The 15,780-nt window shown below is 34.5% G+C and carries 18 protein-coding genes and 1 riboswitch; of the genes, 7 read left to right on the plus strand and 11 right to left on the minus strand.

The genetic code is table 11. The features are described 5' to 3' along the window. Positions 1 to 86: 86 nt before the first annotated feature. The 7 genes from PBV87_RS14405 to PBV87_RS14435 form a co-directional block, all read right to left on the minus strand. Positions 87 to 605, minus strand: coding sequence for a rubrerythrin family protein (locus PBV87_RS14405; protein WP_053985735.1), 519 nt, complete (start codon positions 603 to 605; stop codon positions 87 to 89). A 420-nt stretch (positions 606 to 1,025) separates the two neighbouring features. After that, entirely contained in the window at positions 1,026 to 1,367 is a 342-nt protein-coding gene (locus PBV87_RS14410; RefSeq protein ID WP_053985736.1) for a DUF6508 domain-containing protein, read from the minus strand. A 214-nt stretch (positions 1,368 to 1,581) separates the two neighbouring features. Beyond that, positions 1,582 to 4,059: a hypothetical protein gene (locus PBV87_RS14415; protein ID WP_271012720.1), complete on the minus strand. Its 2,478-nt coding sequence runs from the start codon at positions 4,057 to 4,059 to the stop codon at positions 1,582 to 1,584. 166 nt (positions 4,060 to 4,225) lie between these two features. Beyond that, positions 4,226 to 5,047, minus strand: coding sequence for an MBL fold metallo-hydrolase (locus tag PBV87_RS14420; RefSeq protein ID WP_271012721.1), 822 nt, complete (start codon positions 5,045 to 5,047; stop codon positions 4,226 to 4,228). A gap of 11 nt (positions 5,048 to 5,058) precedes the next feature. Beyond that, positions 5,059 to 5,262, minus strand: coding sequence for a helix-turn-helix transcriptional regulator (locus PBV87_RS14425; protein ID WP_053985739.1), 204 nt, complete (start codon positions 5,260 to 5,262; stop codon positions 5,059 to 5,061). Beyond that, a complete protein-coding gene (locus tag PBV87_RS14430; protein WP_271012722.1) occupies positions 5,255 to 5,719 on the minus strand; it encodes a DUF3796 domain-containing protein in 465 nt (154 codons plus the stop codon). The genes PBV87_RS14425 and PBV87_RS14430 overlap by 8 nt, the downstream gene beginning before the upstream one ends. A gap of 98 nt (positions 5,720 to 5,817) precedes the next feature. After that, entirely contained in the window at positions 5,818 to 6,615 is a 798-nt protein-coding gene (locus tag PBV87_RS14435; protein ID WP_271012723.1) for a MerR family transcriptional regulator, read from the minus strand. 100 nt (positions 6,616 to 6,715) lie between these two features. On the opposite strand from PBV87_RS14435, the gene PBV87_RS14440 reads away from it, so the two are divergent. Beyond that, on the plus strand, positions 6,716 to 7,348 hold the full coding sequence (locus tag PBV87_RS14440) for a GNAT family N-acetyltransferase (protein ID WP_271012724.1): 633 nt from the start codon (positions 6,716 to 6,718) through the stop codon (positions 7,346 to 7,348). Here PBV87_RS14440 and PBV87_RS14445 read toward each other — a convergent pair. Then, a complete protein-coding gene (locus tag PBV87_RS14445; RefSeq protein ID WP_271012725.1) occupies positions 7,340 to 8,335 on the minus strand; it encodes a Gfo/Idh/MocA family protein in 996 nt (331 codons plus the stop codon). The two genes, PBV87_RS14440 and PBV87_RS14445, sit on opposite strands and share 9 nt — an antisense overlap. 162 nt (positions 8,336 to 8,497) lie before the next feature. Between PBV87_RS14445 and PBV87_RS14450 the strand changes: the two genes are divergently transcribed. The 6 genes from PBV87_RS14450 to thiD all read left to right on the plus strand — a co-directional run bounded on the left by PBV87_RS14450 (position 8,498) and on the right by thiD (position 13,071). Next, the gene (locus PBV87_RS14450; RefSeq protein WP_053985743.1) at positions 8,498 to 8,761 is read left to right on the plus strand and encodes a hypothetical protein; all 264 of its coding nucleotides are present in this window, start codon (positions 8,498 to 8,500) and stop codon (positions 8,759 to 8,761) included. 49 nt (positions 8,762 to 8,810) lie between these two features. Further along, positions 8,811 to 8,916, plus strand: a riboswitch (TPP riboswitch). Positions 8,917 to 8,995: 79 nt separating this feature from the next. Further along, positions 8,996 to 10,300, plus strand: a complete 1,305-nt coding sequence (gene thiC / locus PBV87_RS14455) for a phosphomethylpyrimidine synthase ThiC (protein ID WP_271012726.1) — start codon at positions 8,996 to 8,998, stop codon at positions 10,298 to 10,300. Positions 10,301 to 10,351: 51 nt separating this feature from the next. Further along, entirely contained in the window at positions 10,352 to 10,855 is a 504-nt protein-coding gene (thiW, locus tag PBV87_RS14460) for an energy coupling factor transporter S component ThiW (RefSeq protein WP_271012727.1), read from the plus strand. After that, positions 10,837 to 11,664 (plus strand): hydroxyethylthiazole kinase, encoded by an 828-nt coding sequence (gene thiM, locus PBV87_RS14465; RefSeq protein WP_053985746.1) that lies wholly within the window; start codon positions 10,837 to 10,839, stop codon positions 11,662 to 11,664. The genes thiW and thiM overlap by 19 nt, the downstream gene beginning before the upstream one ends. Continuing rightward, the gene (gene thiE, locus PBV87_RS14470; RefSeq protein WP_271012728.1) at positions 11,648 to 12,289 is read left to right on the plus strand and encodes a thiamine phosphate synthase; all 642 of its coding nucleotides are present in this window, start codon (positions 11,648 to 11,650) and stop codon (positions 12,287 to 12,289) included. Before thiM ends, thiE begins: the two co-directional genes overlap by 17 nt. Further along, entirely contained in the window at positions 12,286 to 13,071 is a 786-nt protein-coding gene (thiD, locus tag PBV87_RS14475) for a bifunctional hydroxymethylpyrimidine kinase/phosphomethylpyrimidine kinase (RefSeq protein WP_271012729.1), read from the plus strand. The genes thiE and thiD overlap by 4 nt, the downstream gene beginning before the upstream one ends. Before the next feature lie 705 nt (positions 13,072 to 13,776). Here the strand turns inward: thiD and rbr are convergent. The 3 genes from rbr to PBV87_RS14490 form a co-directional block, all read right to left on the minus strand. After that, entirely contained in the window at positions 13,777 to 14,379 is a 603-nt protein-coding gene (gene rbr, locus PBV87_RS14480) for a rubrerythrin (protein ID WP_330680439.1), read from the minus strand. Positions 14,380 to 14,455: 76 nt separating this feature from the next. Next, positions 14,456 to 15,043, minus strand: a complete 588-nt coding sequence (locus tag PBV87_RS14485; protein ID WP_053985750.1) for a helix-turn-helix domain-containing protein — start codon at positions 15,041 to 15,043, stop codon at positions 14,456 to 14,458. Positions 15,044 to 15,280: 237 nt separating this feature from the next. Further along, entirely contained in the window at positions 15,281 to 15,763 is a 483-nt protein-coding gene (locus tag PBV87_RS14490; protein WP_053985751.1) for a hypothetical protein, read from the minus strand. Positions 15,764 to 15,780 lie beyond the last annotated feature (17 nt).

A 15,780-nucleotide genomic window follows, 5' to 3' on the forward strand; every position in this document is an offset into this window, starting at 1 on the left:
GGAGAGATGAACTACTTAAGTAGTTCATCTCTCCTTTTTATAAGTATATCTTTTTATTAATCATTTTTATATGTAGGTGTATAGTATTATAGCCCTATAATCGTATGCTTGCATAATGGACACGCTTCAAGCCTATCACTCGATTCAATTGAAAATCCACAATGACCGCATACCCATAAGTTAGACTCAACTTCTTTTTTCTTTTCTTCTCCACTTTGAATACGTTGCATGATTTTTATATTTTCTCTTTCATGATTACGTTCAATACGCTTAACCTCTGTAAATAATTTTGCTATTTCATGAAAACCTTCTTCTCTTGCTTGATCTGCAAATCTTACATACATATCTGTCCATTCTTCATGCTCACCTTGTGCCGCTATTTTCATGTTTTCCATTGTATCTAAAGCTTCTCCATATAGCAATTTGAACCATAGCCTAGCATGTTCTTTTTCATTTTTTGCTAAACGCTCAAAAAATTCAGCAGCCTCATCAATACCTTCTTCTCTTGCACGTTCTGCAAAAAAGGTATAGCGATTTCTAGCCATTGATTCTCCTGCTAATGCAGCCTTTAAATTTTTTTCTGTTTGTGTACCTTTTAAATTCATAATACTTTCCTCCTATTTTATATTAACTAATATTTATTATCACTAGTCTAACACCATATAAAAGTCTAGTCAATTTTATTCAAAACAATCTATTTAGTATATAAATCATTATTTTTTAGCAATATATGCTGAAAATAGTACACTTGACGCACTATACAATATATGCTATTCTGACGTTGTAAGACATTCCCCTGTCTTACCTACTTTTAACTAGAGGCTTATTCACATCTTACATATACTAATTACTTCCCTAATGCGTAGAGTACTCCCCAAACAAATACTCTATAGCTTTCAAATATAAACATAGATGTGTATAAGCCTAAAAAAGCAGATTAGTCCCTCACTAATCTGCTTTTTTAATACCTTTTTGGTGCATATTAAAAGGATAGAGTCGTTGAATCTCCATCCTTTTATTTTTCTTTATTCCCCTAATACTGTACGTAATCGATATAATATACGTAAAAAAGTCTTATCTTTGATTGGTGTTTCCCAAAGTGTTGAAGCAAAATTTCTTTGACATACATAGAAACTTATAAGTACACGTAGTGTTTCATAATCAGCTTCAAAGATTAATTTTTCGTATTCCCCCGTTGGGTCTACTTCTTGTAAGATCTTTAAATAATCTTTGTTCAATATACCACATTGATACACTTCGTCAACAAAAGATGTAATTTCATCATCTTGTTGTCTGTAACCTAAACTAATTACAGTTGAATCTTCAAAATACGGAATAAATTTAAATAGCACTTTACAGTTGTTCATAAATTAGTCCCCCTGATGGTTTTAGGATTTTTTAGCATGTTTACTAAAATTACACCTTTATAAATCAAAATATAAAATAATAATATAGATTATATCAGATAATTTTATAATTTTCATTATAAAATTATAATATTTTTTCATCACCGTTTATGGTATTATTATCTAATTTTTTAATACTTTTAAGAATTTTATTTTAGTACAATTTGTACAATCTTTATTCACTTATTTCTACAACATAGTATACTTGTGCTATTTCTCCACCTATATTTGTTGCTGTAAAGGTATATTCATATGCACCAATCTCTAATGTGTAGGGCTGCAAATATAATGTATTCCCTATTCCAACTTCTTTTCCCTTATAGTCTCTCCAAACCATTTCTTCCTTATCTAAATGACCTTCTTGTATGTCATACACTTCCACACTTATCTCAACAGGATCAGATCGTTTAAATTTATAGGTATCTTCTGGAACCGTTAATATCTCTGGTGCTTTATAAGCTACTTGAAAATGGGCGCTATACCCTATGCTCTCTCCCATACCATCTGATACCTTTACTGTTATATAAGAATACCAACTTCCAGGCATAGTATCTAAGTCTATTGTTAAACTTTCTTTAGTTGTATCTTCTATTAACAAGCGATGTTCGTATTCACTATCATACCAAACAGTATAATGAAGTGTATCTTGATCTAAGTCTTTTCCTCTCCAACTTATCATCTGTTCTCCTGATAATGTTTGCCCTGGTTCTATACTCCAAACGTCTACAGTAGGCTCATTTTCTGAGACTTCTCTTTCATAGAATACTTTATCTCTATCTAGTAGCCTCACTTTATGAGTTACAGGCGGGTATATTATATCTACTTCTACTTTTCCATTCTTTACATCAAAATCTCTCTTTTGTAAACATACTCCCGACTTATCTAATATCTGTACTTGATAATTTCCGTTTTTTTGTGCCTCTAGCTCATTTAAAGCCTCTTGTTTGCTCCACCAGCATTCAGTGATAAACTCATTATTCTTATTTAAGTTACCTCTTATTTGTAAAACATTATAAGTTGGTTCTATCTTTCTTCCTTCTTCTATACCCGTAGCCCATTTCAATATCTGTGACAATGTATTCAAAGTATGACAATTAGGACATTCTAAGTAGACATTGTCTTCATTTGCTAACTCTTTTTGTTTACACTTACTACATCTATAATCTTCTTCAGTCTCTTCTATATTAAACTTTGTATAGTTATCTTCCTTACTACAATAAGCTAGCCATTTATAATCTTGTAAATCAACTTCTCTATAGCAGCCTTCACAAGTCACCGCTAATTCTCCTATGGAACTTTCTAATATTTCATCTTCAGTAAACACATGGTAAAGTTGCTCCCATACTGCTGAAGTAATCCAGTAATCTTTTAGATTACTACTTCCTGTCCCCATAAAGCTTGTAACAACTTCATTGAGATATGACATTTCTAAATTTTTATAGCTTAAATCTATAGGCCTTTGTCCTTGTTCAATAACTGTTCCTGTTGCTAGACTCCCTCTATCATTTCCACTAGTTATAAAACTTTTATAACTTGTAACACATATCTCTTCATCATTCCAATCATACCCATTCATTTCATAGGGTGGTGGATTGACTTCCATATTAAAGCTGCCCTCCCAGTACTCATCACCTATTTCAAAGCAATGTGCCATTTCATGTGCCACAATCATTTCTATTTCTGGATTTTCCTCCATGGCAATGACTGCTGGTGCTCCCATTGTATAACCCTTATACTGTTGTTCTGGCCCTTGAGGGCTCCTTACAAAACCGATAATAACATCATATTCTTTTTCTTTTGTTTGAAGTTTATTTAATATATTCCATACATGATATAGCCCACTATCTGTGTATAGATCATAGCGTTTGTCTGAAAGATCTAATTCTTCTCTTATCTCATAAATTAAATCCTCTTCTCCTAGTGGATATACTTTCTTGGTAAAGTTCAAAGCCTCCTGCCATGTACCTTCTAACACCCTAATTTCATCCCCAAATCGCCCTTTTATGGGTACTAATAATACCTTAAGCTTATTAGCCTCCTTAAAAAGAGTTTGCCTTATTGCAAAACTATCTCCAATGTGCACTTCAAAAGTATAATATCCTGCCTGCCACTTCCCCACTTCTTCCAATGTTTCTGGCATAAATTTTAATGTACTTTGTAAACCTTCTCCTTTAGGCGTTAGCCTTGCAATCTCTTCACCATCTCGTGCAATAATCATATATTGACTTTTTCCTGTTGGATCTATCTCTACTTCTTGTAGAAGTGGTACAAAGAACGCAGTTATTTTTCCTGCTACAAAAGAATCCATTAGATAAGCTCTGCCATTTTTTATACTTCTACCATAGCTTAGCCCTTGATTTATCTCTATATTATAAATAAGTCCATCAGCACTTACTTCATAATAGTGTTGTTTACCTTCTACCACCTGCTGCAAATTCTTCTTAACCTCTTTAAGAGTTTTATAATCTGCTTCATAACCACTTATATCTACTTCTTCTGCCTCTTCCTCTTCAACTTGTAAATCAGCTACTGCCTCATCATTAAAATGTGTTATTACATAACCCATTCCACCTATGTATGTGAATAATTCAGCAACTACCAATACACTGGCTAATATAATAGCTATAATCCATCTCGCTGCTCGTTTGTCCATATTGATTCCCTCCTATCTCACTACACTCACACCCTCTTATCTTTTTTATTTATAATTTACATTTCCTCTTTTTATAATTTATGCTTTGCTTCTAAAGAATAGCCTTATAAGACCTCATAAAACCACAAAAGGATGCTACAAAAAAAGTAGCATCCTTTTGTTTATTTTATAAAATTAAATCTGTTCCTGTATGAATATACCCTATTTGTTCTCGCATTACTTGTCTTAGAATCTCATATCCTGTCTCACCTGTACAGTGACAAGTATAATACTGGTATCCTGTCTCCTTAAGTGCTTTGCCTACTGCTTCTATTTGCTCGGTTGGCATGCCTTTAAAACTTGTAGGATTAATAAAGTGAAATCCTCCTATCACATCATCTAATGCACCTTGAATTTGCTTTTCTGCTTCTCCAATAATATTAATGATTCCACGGTGTGCACAACCTGCCACAAGTATATGTTGCTCTCCTAAGGATAAAATGAGATTTTGCTCATGAGTAAATGTATCTTGTGTATAACCTTTCTTAGCCTTAGACAGAAGTTTCTTATTACCTTCAGGTAAGTATCTACTCAACTTTGGGTCTGTAAATAAGAATAGCTCTTCATCTATACGTGTATTACCTTTTAATAACTTAACTTGGGGATGATATTTAAGACGTACATCTAGACCAATATTTTTCTTAAATCCAAGTATATTTAAGAAATAAGGCTCAAAAGCACTTTCTTGTATATAAACTTTAGCTTGTTTATTCACTTCAAACAATGCCTCTAGTCCTCCACCATGATCATTATGCCCATGTGAAATAATAACTGTATCTACTGCTTCAACTTTAATATTTAGTGTCTTAGCATTTTCTATAAAAGTTGCATCTGGCCCTACATCAAATAAAATATGATGGTTAGGTGTCTCTATATATAAGCATAAACCATGCTTACTCTCAAAACTTTCATCCAACGTTGTATTCTCTAACAATCCTACAACTCTCATCTCTTTCCCCCCTATTCATCAAATATAAATAGTGCTTCAATCGGTGTCTCAACAACCCTTGAAATATCTATGGCTAATTTCAAAGAAGGATTATACTTACCTGCTTCTAATCGCATAATGGTTTCTCTTCTTACGCCTACTTGATCTGCCAATTGCTCTTGGGTTAGCTCTTTGATTAGACGGTATTTCTTGAGCTCACAGCGAAACTCATTCATTGCTATTCTCCTTCTTATCCCAATAGTATAATAGTCCATAGGATAAATTTAATACTACTGCCCAATCCAAAGCTATTATTGTAATCAAAAAAGTATAAGCTGCTTTATACCCATATGGCTCTATCCAATTAATACATCCAATTAACGCTAAGAATATAATCATAATGCCTATACGATAGGCTATACGTTCTGCTCGACGTTCATTTTCAATAAAACGTTCATCTCTTAATGTATTAGACATCTTTCCTTCAAAATAAAAGGCAAAGAAGCCAAAAAATACCAAAAATGCTAAGCTTCCACTCCAACCTGTAAAAGAATATATGATAGGTCCCATAAATCCGAGAAATCCTAACCATCCAAAATGTTTAGATATTGTACGTGTTTTTGCAATACTCCCTGTCTCATTTAAGCCAAATTTAACTTGTAAGCCTTCTTTCAAATTCTCTATGAATCTCATATCCACCTCCAAAAGTGATATATTTATCTCTTTATGTGACAATTATATCACCTTGATAGAATATTACAATAATTTTCTAGACTTTTATTTTAATTTATTTATTCAATAAGCATTTGGAGTTGACAATTATAAGCCTCTGTATTAAAGAAATCACTGAATAACTCTATTTCTAGTAAACGCTCAACTTGTATATCATTTTTAATAACATATTCAAATAATTTCTTAGTCTGTTCTGCCTCATTGTCTTTACTATAAGTTAAAGTTAGATATTTACCTCCAGGTATACATTTAATTTTTTCTGTAACCTTTACATTCTTTTGATCCTTTAATTCATTAAATACATACTTTGGTACAGCTTCTCCCTGCTCATTCATCTCATATAATATACCTCTTTCCATAGCAACCTCTATTTGTAATTCTTGAACTACCTTTTCTAATTCTGAGTAATAAAGGAGTTCTTTTAGACTTCCTACTTCTTTACAAGGTGCTACAACCACATAACGGGGTTCCATTTTTTGAATGCAAATCTCATCTTGTTTAAGTAGTCCTCTCGAATAGCGTACTGTTTCATTAAGTTCATTAATATATCCAATGATTTCATTCATCTTATCAATGGTCGCTTCTGCTTCTTGCTTTTTAACCTGTAAAAAGTCAAGAAGTTTATCTGTATTACAGTCTTTAAAAATCTCTTGTAGCTCAGCTATACTTGTTCCTAAAGCTCTCCCCCCTTTAATCACATCTATATAAATCAATTGATCAATTGAATAATAACGATAGCCTGTTTGTTCATCTATAAAGCGAGGCTCTAATATTCCCATTTTATGATAATAACGTAACGCCTTTATGGTAATGTCCTTTAATTGTGCAACTTCTCCTATTGAAAATAAATTTTGCATCTGAATTCCTTTCCTTATTGACTCTCCCTTTAGGGGATACTTTATGCTCATTATACACAATATTAACAAATTCTATATGAATTTTGAAAGGATGATTAAAATGGCAAACATAATCTATAGAGAATTAAGACCAACTGATTATGAACGTATCAAATCCCTCATTAATGAAGCTTTTGGCTTTGATGACTTTATAAAAGATAAGAAATTCTTAAACCAAGTTTTAAATATCTACTTACAAGATTGTATTATGGCAAGTACCTTTAGTAAGGTTGCTGTAAAAGACCATCAAGTTATTGGACTTATTTTGGGGCAAGCAAAAAGAGAGAAAAAACGTCTTATAAAATCTCATAACATTTTCTCTCTCTTATCTAGTATGGGAAAACTTCTTCTGACTAATAAAACAAATCGTCAGGCACTCAAACAGTTTGCCCATATTCAAACAGTCTATAAAGAACTTATAAAAGGCAAAGAAGATACCTTTGGTGGATGTATTCAACTTTTCATTGTAGCCAAAGAATCTAGAGGCCTTGGTATTGGTAAAACACTAATTGCCTATCTTCTTGGCTATATGAAACAAAAGCAAGTTTCTTCTCTTTATCTCTATACCGATACAAGATGTAATTATGGTTTTTATGATAGTCATAAATTCGTACGTCTTGCGCAAAAGAATATAACCTTCAAAGGTTTCAAGGATATTTTAGGTGTTTATCTCTATGGGTATACATTACACTAGTTCATCAGCTGGGTAATGTATACCCATCTGTTTTCTTGCTTCCTCCATAATCTCTACAACAATACGTGATTCTTCTAACCATTTATCTTGCTGCTGAATATTATTTGTTCTAATCATATCTACAAAATCCTGTATTTCATCATAAAGATTATCTATAGTATCTTGCTGACTCAAATCTACTTTTTCACCTTTTCTTGGGTACAAGCTCACCTTTTGACACTGGCTAATCTTTTCAATACAAATAGTTCCCTCTTCTCCTTGAATTTCAGAAGGTAAATTAGAATTACTTATTTTAGAATATTGAATAGTTGCACTCATCGTTGGATAAGTAAAATTAATATTTCCTTCTCCATCTACGCCTGATTCTAATTTAAAACCAGTAGCTTGAATATATTCTGGTTTTCCAAAGAGCCTCACCATAGGTGCAATGCAGTATACACCAATATCCACTAATGCGCCATTAGATAACTCTGGTCTAAAGGCATTTAATACATCTCCACTTCTATAAGCATCATAGCGAGATGAATACTGGCAAAAGCTTGCAACATATTTACGAACAGTACCTATCTTTTTTAAATTCTCTTCTATAATTTTAAAATTAGGTACATGAACATTTTTTATGGCTTCCATCAAAAATACTTGATTTTTCTTAGCTGCTTGTATCATTGCATCTACTTCTTTTACATTAGATGCAAATGCTTTTTCACATATTACATGTTTGCCATGATCCATTAACAAAATAGCTTGCTTAGCATGTAACGCATTAGGTGATGCAATATATACTGCATCAATTAAAGGACTTTGTGCCATTTCTTCTAAGTCTGTAAAAACATGTGGAATCTGATACATAGTGGCAAAATCAGTTCCTCTATCTACTGTCCTTGAGTACACAGCAACAAGCTCTGTGCCTTCTACCTTTTTTAATCCTTCAATAAAGCGATCCGTAATAATATTAGTACCAACAATTGCAAAACGTATTTTCTTCATAAGTACCTCCTCAAACTTTTTATTCTTTCTTCTATTATACCTAACTTTTTATCTTTCGTCTGTGACAAGTCTAGGTAATTTCTAGACCTAAGTATTAGAAATATATTTTTTGCAAATATTATTAGTGTTTGATTCTATAAATCTATATTAAGGAGCCTAACTATGACTAAATTAACTGATGAACTCAAAAAAGATATTCAAGGTATGAAAGCTCACCACGAACAAAAGAAAGAAGAACATCATGAACATCATGAAGAAAAAGTTTTAGAACATGAACTTAAACATCAAATGCACAAAGAAGAACTTCATAAAGATCTTGAAGGCATGAAAGTAATTCACGAAGAACATAAGCTTGAAAGAGAAGAAAAACATGAAGCCAAAGAACTAGCTAAGGATTTAAAACATCAAATGAAACATGAAAAATAAAAAATAATAGTTTTATTTCCATCAAATTTTATGTTAGAATTAAAAAAATAGCAAAAACCTGGGGAGCTCGTATGCGGGCTGAGAGGAAGTCATCAACTTCGACCCTTTAACCTGATTTGGATAATGCCAACGTAGGGAATACAAGGTGAGTATAGAATATACAACGCGCAACTTGTCTACGGGGAGGTTGCGCTATTTTTATTTCCAAAAATTCTAATAACTCAGGAGGTAAAAATGTTATACACAACTCAAATGGATGCTGCAAGACGTGGCATAATCACAAAACAAATGGAGCATGTTGCTACATACGAACAAATAGATGTAGAAATCCTTCGCGACCTTGTTGCTCGTGGACAAGTCGCTATCCCAGCTAACAAAAATCATCATGCACTCACACCTTATGGAATCGGAAATAAGCTTAAAACCAAAATTAATGTTAACCTTGGTACTTCTCGTGATTGCCTAGACTTAAATGTAGAGATGGAAAAAGTCATGACGGCTGTTCACCTCGGTGCTGAGTCTATTATGGATTTAAGCTCTTATGGTGACACTACTACTTTTAGAAAAAAACTTACTGCAGAATGTCCTGCTATTATTGGAACTGTTCCTATCTACGATGCTGTTGTCTACTACAATAAACCACTTAAAAACATTACCTCTGATGAGTGGATGAATATTGTGCGTATGCATGCCGAAGATGGTGTTGACTTTATGACTATTCACTGCGGTATTAACCGTGCAACTGCTCATAGTTTTAAACAAACTCATCGTCATACAAATATTGTTTCTCGTGGCGGTTCTATGATTTTTGCTTGGATGGAACTTACAGGATGTGAAAATCCTTTTTATGAAAGATACGATGAACTTCTAGAGATCTGTGCTGAATACGATGTTACCTTAAGCCTTGGTGATGCTTGTAGACCTGGTAGTATTCATGATGCTGGAGATATTTCTCAAATCAAAGAACTCGTAACTCTCGGTGAACTTACTGAACGTGCATGGGCAAAAAATGTTCAAGTCATCATTGAAGGGCCTGGGCATATGCCACTTAATCAAATCCAAGCTAATATGGAGATTCAACAAACCATTTGTAAAGGTGCACCTTTTTATGTATTAGGTCCTCTTGTTACAGATGTTGCACCTGGTTATGATCACATTACTGCTGCTATTGGTGGTGCCATTGCCGCAACCCATGGTGCTTCTTTCTTATGCTATGTAACCCCTGCCGAACACTTACGTCTCCCAACCTTAGAAGATGTACGTGAAGGTATTATTGCCTCTAAGATTGCTGCTCATGCTGCTGACGTTGCAAAAGGTATTCCTGGTGCTACTAACTGGGATTATGAAATGAGTGAAGCGCGTCGTAACTTAGACTGGGAAAAACAATTTGACCTTGCCATTGATCCAGAAAAAGCCCGCCGTTATCGAGAAGAAAGTACACCTGAAAAAGAAGATACTTGCACAATGTGTGGCAAAATGTGCGCTATGCGTAATATTAATAAAATTCTCCGCGGTGAAGACGTAGATATCATGGAATAATAGAATAAAAGATATGTCTAAAATTTATTTGTAAAAAAGGATAACAATAAAATGAAAACTAAAAAACTAACTCTTGCAGGATTATTAATTGCCCTTGGTGTAATCTGTGCCACATTTTCTATCCCCATTGGTGCTGCAAAATGTTTCCCTGTTCAGCATATGGTTAATGTGATTGCAGGTGTATTGCTGGGGCCTGTCTATAGCGTTGCAGTAGCCTTCTGTATTTCTTTAATTCGTGTACTATCAGGAACAGGTACTCTTCTAGCCTTCCCTGGTAGTATGTTAGGTGCCTTTTTATGTGGTATGCTCTTTAAAATGTATCCAAAACTATCTGTCGCCTACATTGGTGAAATCTTTGGAACAGGTGTTTTAGGTGCACTTGTTGCTTTTCCTGTGGCTACACTTATTATGGGAAAAGAAGCTGCCATGTTTGCTTATATTATGCCTTTCATGATTAGCTCTATTGTAGGTGCTACCATTTCTATTATGATACTAAAAGTTTTGACGAGAACAAAAGTTTGGCAGGAGTGGTTTGTATGTTTACATCACTCCTAGAAAATGTGGTACAAACTCGTCCCCTTGTACATTGTATCACTAATTATGTTTCCGCTAATGACTGTGCCAATCTACTCCTTGCTTTAGGTGCATCTCCTATTATGGCTGATGCACCTTCTGAAGTAGAAGAAATTACAAGCCATGCTAAAGCACTTGTTCTCAATATGGGGACTTTAAGCGAAACCAAGCTTACAAGTATGCTCCTGGCAGGGCAAAAAGCCAATCAATTAGGTATACCTGTTATTTTAGATCCTGTTGGTGTAGGCGCCTCTCATTTTAGGAAACAAGCTGCTCATCAACTTTTGAGTACAATCCACTTCAGTGTTATCCGTGGAAATGCTTCTGAAATAGAAACACTCCTTACAGACAAATCTATCTCTATAGGGATTGATGTTGCTTCACCCAAAACTGTAACGCCTTATACCATACAAGGCATTTTGCAACTCGCTACTGCTTTAAGCCACAAAACACGCTCTATTATTGCAGTAAGTGGAAAAACAGATTTAGTTACAAATGGCTATATGACTTATGCTGTGTTTAATGGTCATTCTGATCTTACCCGTATTACAGGAACGGGATGCATGCTTACTAGTCTTATAGGAGCCTACTGTGGGGCTAATCCTTCTCAACTTCTAGAAGCTACTGTAGCTGCTGTAGGTACCGTAGGGATTTCTAGTGAATTTGCTCATCAAAAATGTGAACTGTTACAAGGTGGCACAGGTACATTTCGTACTCTACTCTTAGATGCAGTAAGCTTAATTACACCAATCCAACTTCAAGGAGGTTTACACTATGAAATTTACACCTAAATGTCTCACACTCTACACCGTTACAGATCGTAGTTGGCTAAATGGTCAAACACTTCTTTCACAGGTAGAACAAGCCCTAAAGGGTGGCGTAACTATGGTGCAACTTCGTGAGAAAACTTTATCCCAAGATGCATTTTTAGCTGAGGCACGTCTTATGCGTAAACTCACTCGTAAATATAATGTCCCACTCATTATTAATGATAATATTGAAGTCGCCTTACTAAGTGAGGCTGACGGCATACATATTGGTCAAAAAGATTGTAGCATCCAAGAAGCTCGTAAGTATCTTGGCATAGATAAAATTATAGGTGTAACAGCCAAAACACCCAAGCAAGCTCGCCTTGCTACCGAAGCTGGTGCTACTTACCTTGGCTCTGGTGCTGTGTTCGGAAGTGGTACTAAGTTAGATGCTACGCCTTTAAGCTACAAGGCATTACAAGAAATTTGTCATTCAACTTCTTTACCTGTTGTAGCTATCGGTGGCATCACAGAAGAAAATATTCTAAAACTTAAAGGTAGTGATATTGCAGGTGCTGCCGTTGTTTCTGGCCTTTTTAAACAACCAGATATTTATCAATCTGCAAGACATCTTAAAAAACTTATAGAAAAGGAGATTCTCCGATGAAAACAGTACTGACAATTGCAGGCTCTGATTGTAGTGGTGGTGCAGGTATACAGGCAGATTTAAAAACGATGATTGCTCATAAAGTTTATGGTATGAGTGCAATTACAGCACTTACTGCTCAAAACACTCAAGGTGTAAGTGGCATTATGTCTGTTTCTCCTGAGTTTCTAACTGAACAACTTGAACGTATCTTTGAAGATATTCCTCCTGTTGCAGTCAAAATTGGAATGATTGGTGATGCTTCTCTTACATATGCTATTGTAGATATTTTAAAAAAATATAAACCTGCCTATATCGTAGTAGACCCTGTTATGGTTGCTACAAGTGGTGCAACTCTAAGTTCAAATGAAACAAGAGATGCTATGCTACATCATCTACTTCCCCTTGCAACCCTTATTACACCTAACTTATATGAACTTGCTAATCTTACTGAAACAACTACTATTAGAGATAAAGAAACCATGCTGGAAATTGCACGTACTTTAGCTCATCAAACAGGTACACATGTTCTTGCAAAAGGAGGTCACCTCACAGAAACTGCAAGTGACCTCCTCTATCTAGCAGATGATACTTTTACATGGTTCGATGGCAAACGCTATCAATCTACTAATACACACGGTACAGGATGTACCCTTTCCTCCGCTATTGCTTCTAACTTAGCACTTGGCTATAGCCTTTCAGATAGTGTTAAGTTAGGCAAAGAATATGTAGCTGGTGCTATTGCAGATGGACTTAGCTTAGGACATGGTAATGGACCTTTAAACCACTGCTATCGACTGTAAGTAATGAAGACAAATAAATATTGGGTTAAGCGTGAGTGGGGTGCTTATATTTAGTCTACTTACGTGAGTTGGCTAGGTAGATTCTCCTTCACTTTGTGGACTGCACCGGCGGAGAGATTACTAAACTGCATGTAGCTTATATTCTAAGTCCATCCTCGAAAAAAGCTACATGGATGTCACCCACGCATCACCGCCCTTTTCTACTCAGAGAAGTAAGTTTTCACTTCCAGTGACACAACGCGTGGAACAAAAAAGAGCAAACATATCTTCATTAGAGAGAATACTTCCAAGTGCTTGATAATACTCCTTCGTAGTTTACTCTTTATCTAAACTTAGGAATAATTAGGCACTTTCCATATGAAGGATGTTTAGAAAATAGATCATGTAGTTTAGCAACCGCTTTACCGGAAGCGTCTATGATGTGATGGGCTGTAAGGTAAGTTATTGTATGGAAACTTTTCCGCAGGCTTTTTAGAGAGGTTTAGCGAATGGAATCAAACTGGTTTTAGGAAAATGTTTGAAGAAAAGTGAACTTCTTTTCTGAGTTTTGACCGTTAGTTTGATGGAATGAACTTAGCCTGTCTTAAAAGTCGAGGACTAGAAGTTGGAATACAATAAGCTTGCCTACATGCTTCACACTTAACCAAATATTTATTCTATTCATTATAAAAGGGCACTTCTATAGAAGCGCCCTTTTATTTAAATTTATTTCACACCTAAAATGCAATAAGGTGACATTTCATATCTTACAAAGTAGCCTTGTGGATGATCACATACTGGACATTTTGCTGGTGCTGTAAATCCTTTATGAATATGTCCACAGTTAAGGCACATCCATTCAACTTCTTGATCTTCTTTAAAGAGTTTGCCTTGTTCCATCCAATCTGCAAATTTTAAGAATCTGCTTCCATGAATATTTTCTATAGCTGCAATCTGAGTAAAAGATGCTGCTACTTTTGGAAATCCTTCTTCTGTTGCAATACGTGCAAACTCTGGATACACATTACTGTGTTCTTCTTGTTCATTATGTGCAGATGCACGTAAGATTTCGATCATACTTGCTGTTGGGTCAACTGGATAAGCCCCATCAATTGTAATATTTTCTCCAGCAAAATCTTTTAAATGATCCATAAATACCTTTGCATGGGCAAGTTCTTGGTCTGCTGTATACTCAAAGAGTGCCTTAACAACATGTAATTGTGCTTTGTGTGCTTGTAGTGCTGCAAAAATATAACGATTACGTGCTTGTGATTCTCCTGCAAAAGCACGCATTAAATTGATTTTAGTGGTACTTTGTTGTAATTCCATCATAGACCTCCATAAACACTTTTTTAATAGTATTTTCTTTTACCTATGATTTTATCCTTTTATTTTGATATTGCTTTTAAATTTGCTTTTGCCATAAACCATGTTGGCTACAGTAAGTATATAAAGTACCTCTTCCTTTTTTAAAGAACCTTACCTCTGGATTTTGTTCAGGATAAAGTTTCATAAGAAGTACTTTATCATAAGTTACATAGGCTACAAAAGAAAGGTAATGCTCTTTTGTCATCTCATGTTTAAAAGTTACATATAAGTCATCTTCTATCATTTCTATTTCTGGTGTATGTGCCTCATCACTTTCTTTTGCTGCTTGTAAAGGTTCTAATCTTTGCCCACAGCAATTAATAAGTACTTCGTTCGTACTTGTTATGACATTGCCACAAGTCGGACATGCATAAAATTTTATACGTTTCATATTGCCTCCCATATTGGTGTTTTCTATTATTTCTCCAGATAGTATCTCTGTTACATTCACCTCAAGAATACTGGCTAAATCTTTAATATATGCAATATCAGGACATCCTTGTCCACGTTCCCATTTAGAAATGGTTTTATCACTTACATTAAGCTTATTTGCCAGTTCCAACTGAGTCATTTGCTTTTCTTTTCTACGTTTCATTATTAGTTGTCCTGTTTTGATACTATCCATCTCAATCACCTCTCTCACATTGTATGATGTTTATCATCTCTTCGCAATCTACGCTTCGTAGAGTATGTTTTATCCAGCAATAGTTTTCTTTCGGTCTCATCTCATCATGAAGTTGCTAGCTAGATACATATTATAAACTTTAAATTCTCATAATAAAAATCCTAGGACCTAAATTTAAAACCTTATGTCCTAGGATTTTTATTATCTTTGATGTTTACTTAAATTAATAGCTTATTCTTACTCTTGTATTTCTACATTAGTTAATACAACATGTGTACTATGTTCTTTACTTTCTTTAATGGTTTTTTGAACTTCTGTAAATTCACTAATTAATCTTTCTAGGTCTACTTTATCTACATTATAATTTAAGAAAAGGCTTTCCATATCTCTAGAAACACCATTCATGATTCTTACAAGTTCTACGAAATTCATAAAATTTGTACTACGTTGTGCATTCTTAAACTTCTCTATATCACGTCTAATAAATTCTACAACTTGTTCCTCATCAGAGAAAAGTCCCTCTGGTATTGGATAAGGTTTTATACGTTGTAAGAAGTATTTATCTTTTGCATTCACGTTATAAGCATAAGAAACCTCTAAATGATTATCTAACTCAAACTTTACAAAATATAAAACACCACTTACTTTTTCAATTTTAGTTGCCCCCAGTAATCTTAAGCGTGTCTCTATCATATTACCATTAGCCGCTGTTACATTCATATTTAATACCCCCTCTG

The sequence above is a fragment of the Holtiella tumoricola genome (genome assembly GCF_027857615.1).
Taxonomy (GTDB): domain Bacteria; phylum Bacillota; class Clostridia; order Lachnospirales; family Cellulosilyticaceae; genus Holtiella; species Holtiella tumoricola.

Coding starts and splice junctions, on each gene's coding strand:
- PBV87_RS14405 (WP_053985735.1), bottom strand. CDS start 605: ATGAATTTAAAAGGTACACAAACAGAAAAAAATTTAAAGGCTGCATTA.
- PBV87_RS14410 (WP_053985736.1), bottom strand. CDS start 1,367: ATGAACAACTGTAAAGTGCTATTTAAATTTATTCCGTATTTTGAAGAT.
- PBV87_RS14415 (WP_271012720.1), bottom strand. CDS start 4,059: ATGGACAAACGAGCAGCGAGATGGATTATAGCTATTATATTAGCCAGT.
- PBV87_RS14420 (WP_271012721.1), bottom strand. CDS start 5,047: ATGAGAGTTGTAGGATTGTTAGAGAATACAACGTTGGATGAAAGTTTT.
- PBV87_RS14425 (WP_053985739.1), bottom strand. CDS start 5,262: ATGAATGAGTTTCGCTGTGAGCTCAAGAAATACCGTCTAATCAAAGAG.
- PBV87_RS14430 (WP_271012722.1), bottom strand. CDS start 5,719: ATGAGATTCATAGAGAATTTGAAAGAAGGCTTACAAGTTAAATTTGGC.
- PBV87_RS14435 (WP_271012723.1), bottom strand. CDS start 6,615: ATGCAAAATTTATTTTCAATAGGAGAAGTTGCACAATTAAAGGACATT.
- PBV87_RS14440 (WP_271012724.1), top strand. CDS start 6,716: ATGGCAAACATAATCTATAGAGAATTAAGACCAACTGATTATGAACGT.
- PBV87_RS14445 (WP_271012725.1), bottom strand. CDS start 8,335: ATGAAGAAAATACGTTTTGCAATTGTTGGTACTAATATTATTACGGAT.
- PBV87_RS14450 (WP_053985743.1), top strand. CDS start 8,498: ATGACTAAATTAACTGATGAACTCAAAAAAGATATTCAAGGTATGAAA.
- thiC (WP_271012726.1), top strand. CDS start 8,996: ATGTTATACACAACTCAAATGGATGCTGCAAGACGTGGCATAATCACA.
- thiW (WP_271012727.1), top strand. CDS start 10,352: ATGAAAACTAAAAAACTAACTCTTGCAGGATTATTAATTGCCCTTGGT.
- thiM (WP_053985746.1), top strand. CDS start 10,837: ATGTTTACATCACTCCTAGAAAATGTGGTACAAACTCGTCCCCTTGTA.
- thiE (WP_271012728.1), top strand. CDS start 11,648: ATGAAATTTACACCTAAATGTCTCACACTCTACACCGTTACAGATCGT.
- thiD (WP_271012729.1), top strand. CDS start 12,286: ATGAAAACAGTACTGACAATTGCAGGCTCTGATTGTAGTGGTGGTGCA.
- rbr (WP_330680439.1), bottom strand. CDS start 14,379: ATGGAATTACAACAAAGTACCACTAAAATCAATTTAATGCGTGCTTTT.
- PBV87_RS14485 (WP_053985750.1), bottom strand. CDS start 15,043: ATGGATAGTATCAAAACAGGACAACTAATAATGAAACGTAGAAAAGAA.
- PBV87_RS14490 (WP_053985751.1), bottom strand. CDS start 15,763: ATGAATGTAACAGCGGCTAATGGTAATATGATAGAGACACGCTTAAGA.